The 9,993-nt window shown below is 34.4% G+C and carries 8 protein-coding genes and 1 pseudogene; 3 read left to right on the top strand and 6 right to left on the bottom strand.

Annotated elements, in window-relative coordinates:
• The 3 genes from A3M5_RS26300 to A3M5_RS0121225 form a co-directional block, all read right to left on the bottom strand.
• The coding region (locus tag A3M5_RS26300) for a copper amine oxidase (RefSeq protein ID WP_034299883.1) at positions 1–911 on the bottom strand (911 nt) is incomplete at its 3' end.
• A 381-nt stretch (positions 912–1,292) separates the two neighbouring features.
• Positions 1,293–1,868: a DeoR family transcriptional regulator gene (locus A3M5_RS0121230; protein ID WP_018395769.1), complete on the bottom strand. Its 576-nt coding sequence runs from the start codon at positions 1,866–1,868 to the stop codon at positions 1,293–1,295.
• 751 nt (positions 1,869–2,619) lie between these two features.
• Complete coding sequence (locus A3M5_RS0121225; RefSeq protein ID WP_018395768.1) at positions 2,620–3,846, bottom strand: replication initiation protein; 1,227 nt, start codon at positions 3,844–3,846, stop codon at positions 2,620–2,622.
• A 370-nt stretch (positions 3,847–4,216) separates the two neighbouring features.
• Here A3M5_RS0121225 and A3M5_RS26735 point away from each other — a divergent pair, with 370 nt between their 5' ends.
• The 3 genes from A3M5_RS26735 to A3M5_RS0121215 all read left to right on the top strand — a co-directional run bounded on the left by A3M5_RS26735 (position 4,217) and on the right by A3M5_RS0121215 (position 5,898).
• On the top strand, positions 4,217–4,489 hold the full coding sequence (locus A3M5_RS26735; protein ID WP_353643393.1) for a helix-turn-helix domain-containing protein: 273 nt from the start codon (positions 4,217–4,219) through the stop codon (positions 4,487–4,489).
• Between the two features lie 403 nt (positions 4,490–4,892).
• Positions 4,893–5,660, top strand: coding sequence for a ParA family protein (locus A3M5_RS0121220; RefSeq protein ID WP_018395767.1), 768 nt, complete (start codon positions 4,893–4,895; stop codon positions 5,658–5,660).
• Entirely contained in the window at positions 5,644–5,898 is a 255-nt protein-coding gene (locus A3M5_RS0121215; RefSeq protein WP_018395766.1) for a hypothetical protein, read from the top strand. Before A3M5_RS0121220 ends, A3M5_RS0121215 begins: the two co-directional genes overlap by 17 nt.
• A gap of 250 nt (positions 5,899–6,148) precedes the next feature.
• On the opposite strand, the gene A3M5_RS0121210 is transcribed toward A3M5_RS0121215, so the two are convergent.
• The 3 genes and pseudogenes from A3M5_RS0121210 to A3M5_RS26295 form a co-directional block, all read right to left on the bottom strand.
• On the bottom strand, positions 6,149–7,261 hold the full coding sequence (locus A3M5_RS0121210; protein WP_018395765.1) for an RNA-guided endonuclease TnpB family protein: 1,113 nt from the start codon (positions 7,259–7,261) through the stop codon (positions 6,149–6,151).
• An 11-nt stretch (positions 7,262–7,272) separates the two neighbouring features.
• Positions 7,273–7,671 carry an IS200/IS605 family transposase gene (gene tnpA / locus A3M5_RS0121205; protein WP_018395764.1) on the bottom strand — a complete coding sequence of 133 codons (399 nt, stop codon included), beginning with the start codon at positions 7,669–7,671 and terminating at the stop codon, positions 7,273–7,275.
• A gap of 2,193 nt (positions 7,672–9,864) precedes the next feature.
• Positions 9,865–9,993: pseudogene (locus A3M5_RS26295) on the bottom strand (6-phospho-3-hexuloisomerase); the annotation flags it as partial.

Here is a 9,993-nt window from a genome sequence, read left to right as displayed (position 1 = left end):
GCATCAAACGCACATTGCCAGTCATGAGCCGGATCTGTATCTCCGTAAGGAACAACCATTTCAGATAAAGCCGCACGGTATAGGATTGGGCGTTTTACCCCTTTATCATGATAATCTACTGTATTAAGAACAAGACCTTCGCGTGCTGTGTAACCAATTCGAATATCCCATTTTTGCCATTTAATGTTATGTCCGTTAATTTCATAGCTAGGGCCTTCTGGTTGTGTGATTTCTAATGGTTTTAAATCTGTCCGTACTTGGATAGCGTCAGATTGCTCAGGTTTATATGGTGCAGCTGTTGGCGCAATCGGTCTTACTCCGTGATCCTCAATGCGTACAATTTCCATTGTGCTTAAATCAACGACAGGTAGTAGACCTGAAAGAGGATATGCATACGCATTATCGCCTTCAAATTTTCTAACGAAGCAAAGTGCCTTTGCAAGACGTTTTCCTTCATCTTCTTGAATACCGAAGTTACCAACAGACCAAGGATCAACCATAACTAGGCTTGGATCTGTAATGCCACGTTTTGCAAGCGCTTTATGGAAGTCAGGATGGTTTTTCACTGTTGCTTCAAGTTCAGAATATTCTTCAAAAAGGAATGAAGGTTGAACGCCTGGAACATGTGTCCATGAAACAACTTTTTCATCAGTAAGAGAGATAACACCTTCATACGTTTGGCTATCTGACGTATCTAAAACGATCATGAAAGCTTCACGTACAACTGCATCTCCTTCTTTGAAATTTAATACAACTGATTTTTCAGGCTCATACAAACCAACTTGCTCAAAACGAGCTGCATCTGTTAGTCCTTGTTCTTTTCTTGCAATTGCAACCGCTTTCGTAATTTCATCTGCTGTAAGCGGCTCTAATGGATGACCCACTTGCTTCAATGTTTCTTGAGTGCTCATGTAATATCCTCCCTTTTATCTATTTGTAGCTCCTAATGCACATAACTAATTTAGTAATCCCCAATGAATCGTTAATCTCCAGCCCCTATTTAAAACTACCCTTTGTTGACTGATTTAGCAAGGAACCGTTGATTTAACTAAATATTATCTGAGTCTTTATTTCATTAATTGTAAAAAACGGAACAATTCTGACTTTTAAAGTAATTTTAACGTTCAATTCATTGGCACCACCGATAGTTTGCTATTTTCTAACCTAGCCATTCTTGTATTGGTTTGATCTTTGCAAAAACATTCCGGTCCAGCAGGAGAACAATACTTATCAATAGTCCTACTAGTGGCTTGAACATGTCCATAATGATTATGATGATAAAGATCGTTTTTCTAAATAATAGATTTATTACAACCTTTGCCTTTCATGACCTCGTTCACTTTATCAACGGCTCCTTCGAATTGATATATGTCGCCGCCAAATCCTAATTGAAATTGCTTTGCTTGCTTCATAGATTCAAAAATAAGCACTTGTGGCTGGCAGTGATTAAGTTGTAGATCTGAATTAAATAAGAAAGTCGCGATCTTGGCACTGATCGTTGTCTCTTTTAAAAAGTCATAACAAATGATTTGGGAAACCTTTTGTTCTATATCTTGATACCGAAGCAGCGCACAATGAGCACAACAAGTATGTTCGACTCGATTGTTCGATTTAATAAGCTGTACGGAAAATCTCGTGTTTGAAGGCTTATTGCAATACGAACAATTTTTAGATACAACAGTGTTTTCTGGAGTATACGTCACGCCATTTGATGTTTTTAACACTTTTTGTTCTTCAATTAATGGCTTCAAGTCGCGATAAACCGTCATAACAGACACATCTAATCGTTTACTTATCTCCGAAATTCGTAACGTCTCTTCTTCCTCTAACCATGTTAATATTTGTTGCTTTCGTTCTAAGGGCAACATTTTATTCCTCCGTTCTTATTTTCAAAAATAATGGATATTCATTTTGAATGATCTTCGATTATCTATATAAACCGAATAAATTGAAGGTTTATTATTCTATATGTAGAATAGCTAAATCTACTTATAAGGCATTGTAAAAAACGGAAAGAAATGTTGAACTGTAACATTTCCACATGAATCAATTATATTATTCATTCTCGTACTTGAATTAGCAAGCCTATTCGATCGCCCTTTCAATGGTATACAATGCATTTCAAACAACTTCTCAATCTATATTCTTCACATAAGTTAAACGCTTAGTGTGCATACTCATTTTGTTTTTGTCCTTGCACTAGATAATCAAAAATCATCAGTCTTTTGTATATTCTAAAACGGAGTGATGTCTGTAGTAATAGAAACAGCTTGTAAATATTGATTTACTTTCTTAGAAATGGAAGAGATAAATGTAGTTGTATAGAGGATGTTATGAAGATTTAGATCTCAGCACCAATCCATAAAATATTAGATAAGCTGCATAACTACTAAGAATTCCATCTAATCATCACAAACATAAACGGGGCCGTCCCTAGTCAGTGAATATTGACTAGAGACAGCCCCGTTTTTACATACCAAAAAAGCTATATTCATTAGAGTATTGGCAATGAAACCAATATATATATAAAGCCATATTTGCAATGTTTGTTTGTCGTATTGCACCGTCTTTATTTATCGAGACAGAAAAATGAAATAACCAAAAACGTTATATTTACTTTTACAAACTATGTATCCTCTTTAAAAGTATCCTTTTTTCTTCTTCCATTTCCTCGTCTGAACGCTCGCTGTTCTTTAGCTCCTCAATCTGAAGGATTTCATATAATTCATTTTTAATGTCTTCAAATTTTTGATTGGCTTGTTCTTGATCTATTGTCATCCACGTTTTTATCTCTTCGATAGATTTCCTTTTCACTAGCCAATCAGGTAAGTGTTCTTTTGATTGTCTGAATTCAGAAACTAGATGAGCTACAATATCCCCGTTTTCTGATGTTATCTCATTGGCACCAGGCGTGTTTAAAACTTTTATGATGTAGCCAACTGGATTTTCTATGTCTCTTCTATACTGCATTTTCTCTAACAGATCAATCACAGTATCCTGTCCATGTTTCTCCCAAGAATTAATCATTTCATCTGTTAGTTGTATTCCTACGTTTAATCCGAGCTTTTTTACAGTCTCAGAAAAAGAATTAGGTAACTTAAATTCTTCTAAATTTTCATGAAATAAATCCAATTGCTTGGACTTATGGTTCCTTGTAGAAAATATAAGGAATTTGATTTTCTCAACTTTACGTCCTTTTTTCACTTCTTCAATTTCAAAGGAAATATCCGTTTTCATCTTTAATTCTTTCTGCGCTGGTACTAGTACCCGTTGTTTAAAATTTCCGTAGGCAGGATATATCTCTTCAGCTCCAAGCATTTTCCGTAAACTCGTTAGCTGGAATGTTCTTTCTTGTAACTTTTCATATTGTTTTAAGAGTTCATATATCCGAATCGAATAAGAACTTTTCAATTTTATGATATTTTCAAGCTTATAGCTCGTAAATTCCTTTTTTAATTCTAATAAATACGGACGCAAAAAGGGATCGAACCTTATATCTATTGCTCCTTCAGTCTCATTATAAGCAACATAGCTTAACCAAGAAACTTGAATGACTTTCCTATCAATTCGTACTTCAAATACTTTTTGCATTAATTCTTTCGTAATCTGTCTTAATTCTGTGTATTTAGGTGTTCCTTTTAATCCTAACAGATTAGTAAATTCTTTGATAGGCAAGGTATAGGTTTTAAAATCCGAATCGGCAGGACTGATATTACTGGCCAAACATAAGATGATTTTTTGTTCCACGACACCAAGTTTATAATTCGCTTCAATAAGCAAATTAGATTTTGTCACAAGATTATTAGGATGCGGTTCAATAACTTCTGTTGCAGTAGTAAGCAACAAAGATCCTCTCCTTTCACTGGATCTAATTATGACAAAACTTTAACTATAACAAAAGAGTTTTTTGTTATAGTTAAAGTTTTTTATGATTTCCCTAAGAACCAAATTTGTTATACTTGGCACCATTTTTGTTATCTTCAAACCAAATTTGTTATAGTTAAAACCATTTTTGTTATAGTTATAGCACCATTTTTGTTATGGCTAGCACCATTTTTGTTATGGCTAGCACCATTTTTGTTATGGCTAGCACCATTTTTGTTATACTTAAGATCGATGAACCCTTGGTACTACTGACTTTTCAGCCTCCGAAAACAAGATAAAACAAGATAAAACAAGATAAAACAAGTTATTGTAAAACACACAAAAGAGACGTGTGAAGAACAAATTAAAAATTATTTCACTTTCTTATAACAAACCACTTCAATCTAACGCCTACTTGCTGATAAAACTTCGATATATAAAAGATCGCATCCTAAATCATCAAGACATTTTAACAATTCTTTTGGATAACCCATACAAATTTCGCATTTATCCAAATAAAGAAAAAGAAATTTTAATTATAAAAACGATTTGTTGTTCTCCATTCATGGCTAATCATTTTCTTACCAAGTGGAATAACACCTATAAGAATACAAGTAAGGGGTGAATCATACCATTTGTGTTCTGCTCACTTAGCACAAGTGAGAAACCTAACTAATTCAAATTCATGATTCTTCAAGAAACAAAATCAATTTACTAAAACTTGATTTTGTTAAATTCATAAAAAGTCGTGAAACACTGAACGCCACTGTTAGACGCAATCCGATTAGTAGAAGACATTTGATGTCCGTTCTCGTTGAGACAGAAGTGAGAGAACTCCCTCAAACAAATTTTTCTCATCGTATAGATATTTGCTTGAAAGACTTCGCTATTTTTTCTAACAGGACGATACACCAAAACCCAAAATACTTGCGTTAGAGGAAAAGCAAATCTATAGACAATAAGTTTGCAATACAAATAGCTATACAGTAAACTGTATTTACAGTTTTACATTTAAAAGGAGGGATCGCATGGCTATATTAATTTCTTTCGGATTGCAAAAAGGCGGCGTTGGTAAAACGACTACAACAGCTATTACAGCGTTTATTTTATCTAAGACAAAGAGAGTTCTTGCTGTTGATCTTGATGGTCAAGGAAACTTAACAAGAATGCTCACAGGTAAAAGGAAGAGTAGTTTTGAAAAAACAATTTATGATGTATTAAAAGCTGTAAATACAGATAACTGTATTACTGTAGTTACAGATACTCTCCATGTAATAGCAGCGAACGATGATGCTTCAAAGATACCTGGCCTCGTGGCTTCATCCAAAGAAAAGCAGCGTCTCCATTTGCTCAAACTGTCTCTTGAGAGCATTCAAAATGAATATGATTATATTTTGATTGATCTCCCACCGGCCTTAGCTGAACAAACTCTTTTGGGGCTTACGGCAAGCGATTACACTGTCACAATGCTCCAAACCGATCCATTTGCATTTCACGCTCTAGATGATTATTTAGAAACATGTCAGCTTGTGAAAGAAGCGTATAATCCAAAATTGAAATTAGCCGGAATTTTATCTGTTTTATTAAACTCACGTGCTTCTTTGGATCAATCTATTTTAAGAAAAGTCCGTGATGATTATGAAGAACTTGTTTTTAGCAGCGTTGTGAAAAGGCAAGCAAGAATAAAAGAATTTACAATTACAGGGATATCAGATCGAACAAAAACAGATCGAAAAGCATTAACTGAATACACCCATTTTGTGGAGGAGTTGATTGAACGTGTCGAAAAAGGCTAAATTTGCGGGACTGTTAAGCGAAGAGGAAACACCCACCACAAAAAAGAAAGAAGATGTGTTAAGTGCCATATCCAGCAATACAGTAACACAGGAAACTGTAAATACAGGAATGAAAAAAAAAGCAACTTACGAATTGGATATCGAGCTTCATAAAAAATTAAAATTATATGCAGCCTTAAACGGGATAACAATGACTGAGGTTGTTGAAGCAGCCGTGAAAAAATACATCGATGATTAATATAATGAAAAAAATTATTATACAGCTATACAGAAATACAGGAGTACAGAAATACAGGTTTTGTAAATCCAGTAATGAAAGCTACTTACTGGATTTAAGACGTTCTTCCTTTGTGAACTACCCACCACTTATTAGCTCTTACGAGCTTAATTGAAGTAGGGGCTTCTCGGTTAGTCGTTACTTTTGATAGCTAACGAATTAGTCTAAGACTGCCGAGCTAACTCCCTTGTTCCAAAGGTTTTTGTATTATTTATGCTAACGCTAATAAGCGTATTGCTTCATTTTTGATATTGATTGCCGAGTTATGGTCACGACCTATTTTTAGTCCACAAGAACACTCATAAGTACGTTCAGACATAGGGATATCCTTTGTATTTCCACAATTACTACAAGTCTTTGTAGAAGGAAACCACTTATCTATTTTCACAAGTTGTTTTCCTTGTTCTTGTAGTTTGTAGGCTAAAAAGGTTGTGAACATACCCCAACCATTATCAGCAACACTTTTACCAAAGTTAAGTGCTTGAGACATCCCCTTCATATTCAAGTCTTCTATTGCTACAACATCAAAGTTAGTAGCTAATTCTTTAGACTTGTGGTGAAGGAAGTTCTTACGTAGATTTGCAACCTTTTCATGCCACTTAGCTACATGAATCCGTTGTTTATTCCAACGTTGAGAACCTTTCACACGTCTTGCTAATACTCGTTGTGCCTTTGCTAATTGGTCTAACATTTGACGATAGAAACGGGGATAATTGGCTTTCTCATCCTCACTACTAACGTACAATTCAACCATTGCAAAGTCTAATCCAACAACAGTTTCCACTTCCTTTTGAACGATTTCTTTTTCGTATTCAGTCAAGATAGACACATAGTACTTACCAGTTGGTGTCATAGAAATAGTGCATGACTTGATGATATGGTCTTGTGGTATCTCTCTATGTTGTTTGATACGAACCATTTTAAGTTTCGGTAATTTGATATGACCATTAAACAACATAATATTTCCATTGACCCTATTTGTTGTGTACGATTTTCTATCCTTTTTACATTTGAATGCAGGGAAATCATTTTGACGGCTAAAGAAATTTTTGTATGCCGTTTGCAAGTTTAGTTGAGCGTTTGCTAAAGCTAACGAATCAACTTCTTTCAGCCATTCGAACTCTGCTTTGTATTTTGCTGGAGTAGGAAGTTTTTGTTTCTTCAGTTCTTCCTTATTGTCCTTGTATTTCTCATACATTTCTTTGCGTTCAGCTAACATTTTATTATAGACAAATCGCACACAACCAAAAGTTTTGCGCATAAGATATGCCTGTTCTTCTGTTGGGTACAAACGGAATTTATATGCTTTATTATGCTTAGCCATATCATTTCACCTCACTTTTCACCTTGATTTTCAATATATTTCTTTACTACTTCTATTGGCGAACCACCAGTAGTTATCAAACAAAAACTTCTTGACCAAAACATTTCTTTCCAAAGTTTCTTTTTCACTTGTGAAAAGTCTCTCTTTATTAATCGAGAACTCGCACTTTTATACGCATTAATAAACTTTGTCATTTCTGTATTGGGATGTGCCTTGAACAAGATATGTACATGGTCAGCATCGTGATTCCATTCGACTAACGTTATATTGTAGCTTTCTGAAAGTCTTACAAACATATCTTTTGCATAGTCAGATATGGTATCATCAAATACTTTTCTTCTGTATTTCACAACTAATACAAGGTGATAATACAGCAAGAACACTGAATGATTATTACTATCTAATTTCATTGATATACCAACCTTTATTGTTTATAAGACTGATTATACCAGGACAAAAAAATAAAAAGCAAAATCAAGTGCTTTTTGGCTACGCCAAACCGAAATTCATCTCCCACCTACCGTTGGGCTATCGCCCTTCACACGCTTGAGGAAGGAGAATTCTTTCGGATAGTACGTTATTAAAAAGATTAGGATGTTTTTTTTGAAAAAAGGTTTTATCTTGTTAAGATGGGGTAAATAAATAATATAAGTACCATTTACTTTATGGACGAAGGAAACTTCATTCGTCGTTATATTGAGTGGTTAGTCCCTGAATATTAAGTAGGTGGGATGGGCTGCTAATCAAGATTAAGCAGATCTTCTCCACAATTCCCCAATACGGGAATGAGAAAAGCTTATATCAAACGGGTACGGGCTATTCTCATAAAAATATTTTAGTATGAAATTTTAAGTAAGCGTTTACATTTTGTTGGTGTAGGGTATAAAAACAAAGTCGCAATAAAAAATGTAGTACGGGGTAGGATGGCACGCGTGGCTGTCAAGGTATCTGGCGTAGGTGGGGCCTATACCATGAACGGAAGTGAAAATCTGTTCTTTTTATTGCGTACAAAGAAAATTCAATACATAGGCATGGAGGATGGGATGAAGTTAAATACGGAATGATACTAAAAAGCAGGAATTACGCTCCTTTAAATTGTTTGAAAATTATACTAATTTGAGCAAAGATAATAAGTTTGTCAATTCAAGAGAATAATCAATTTGAACCGTTCACTTTCGCTGATCGGTTCTTTACTGTTTATTCAAAGGGAATTTTCACATGGCAGCCAAGCAGGGTCAAACAGTGGGGAGCTTATTTGGGATCCGAAACAGATCTGAACGTCAATTCAGGATTACTCTCCTTTTATCTTTAGCATCAATTCCGGGCTGCGTATTAGTGATATCGTGTCATTTTGACGGAACACTTCCTGATTAAGAGAAAGAAAGTTGAATGTTTTCTAGAACCTAAAAGCATTTTTAAGATAAGTCATTTTTGAAATTGATTCGATAAAAATTGAAAAATATGAAAACTAAAGAAAAAACGAGAAAAGTAATGAAATATTGAGAAAAACAGAGATGGTTTCGTTTTCATACCCATTGTTATCGTTTACACGGGTTATGTTGCCGTTTTCATTGACTTTGCCAAAAAGCTACAAAGATATGATAATTAAGACATACCAATTAGGAAGGAGATTACTTAAATGAATAAAGTAATTACATCTATCACAGATGCAATGAGAATGTACGGTAAAGAATTTACAAAAGCCTGGGAAAACGGCATCGTAATTTACACAAAATAAAATGGCTTTAATGAATATTAAATGTATAAAAAGTTAGGACGGATAAAATTGATTTTAACAAACCCAAATTATCAAAGTGACCGACCAACTGGTTCTCAAAAGTAAAAAAAAAGAATCGGTTTATTTGTGTAGAAAGGGTTCTTCTATACAGTGCCAAGTATAAAAAAATTGTATAAGTAGGCATTATAAGCCAAGCGTATTCTGCTTAGAAACTCATTCCATTATGTCTACATAAAGTGCTTTATTACCTCCACTCTATTCCTAATCTACCATGTTCACTTTTTTATTAGCTTCTATTCTGTTTCCTCTAACTAATGCGTCCTATATCGCGATCTCTTCCAAATGAGTATTTAAAAAAGACAGTTCTTCATTTTTTATAGATAATTGAGCCGTTCATTTCTATTTTTAATATTTCTCAACACACATGTTTATATATAAAGAGCCGACATTAAAGGGGTAATCAATGTTTAGGGTATGTAAAAAATGTAGTGTTTGGCATTTAACAATATACATAAAATCTTGCATAATCACAGCTTGATATGGAGAGACCGGTATATAGCTGACCGGCCTGCAAAACCCATAAGACGCAGTTCTTTGCAGATGATCATATCAGTAGAGGCTCGATGTCAAGCAACTTTTCTAATGAGGAAATATACGGCTAAACGCGTAATTATAAATGCTATTTCATACATTTTTCGGGTGGCAAATATACAAACAATGAAAAAAACAAAAAAAGATGCTTTAAAGTCAATTAAGTATTGTCTTTAAAGGCATCCTTTTCTGAATATGAGAGTTTTAAGAAATTTCAAGTCAAAAGTCGAATCTTTTGATAGGTGTTACCAAGAACTTGATCGATCTGATATACCTACTCCAGATTCGCGTGACGTCCGTACATTTTGTCTGAATCCATTCCTTTTTTCTCCATGAAACGAAGAATGATGGAATCATAAAATAACAAGAGGCTTTGCTCAAACAATGAGCCCATTGGCTGAAT

Source organism: Bacillus sp. 37MA, assembly GCF_000372765.1.
Lineage (GTDB): Bacteria > Bacillota > Bacilli > Bacillales > Domibacillaceae > Domibacillus > Domibacillus aminovorans.
The sequence above is the reverse complement of the archived record's forward strand: the minus strand, read 5'-3'. Positions and strand labels throughout refer to the sequence as shown.

Coding starts and splice junctions, on each gene's coding strand:
- tnpA (WP_018395764.1), bottom strand. CDS start 7,671: ATGAAATTAGATAGTAATAATCATTCAGTGTTCTTGCTGTATTATCAC.
- A3M5_RS0121230 (WP_018395769.1), bottom strand. CDS start 1,868: ATGTTGCCCTTAGAACGAAAGCAACAAATATTAACATGGTTAGAGGAA.
- A3M5_RS0121210 (WP_018395765.1), bottom strand. CDS start 7,261: ATGGCTAAGCATAATAAAGCATATAAATTCCGTTTGTACCCAACAGAA.
- A3M5_RS0121220 (WP_018395767.1), top strand. CDS start 4,893: ATGGCTATATTAATTTCTTTCGGATTGCAAAAAGGCGGCGTTGGTAAA.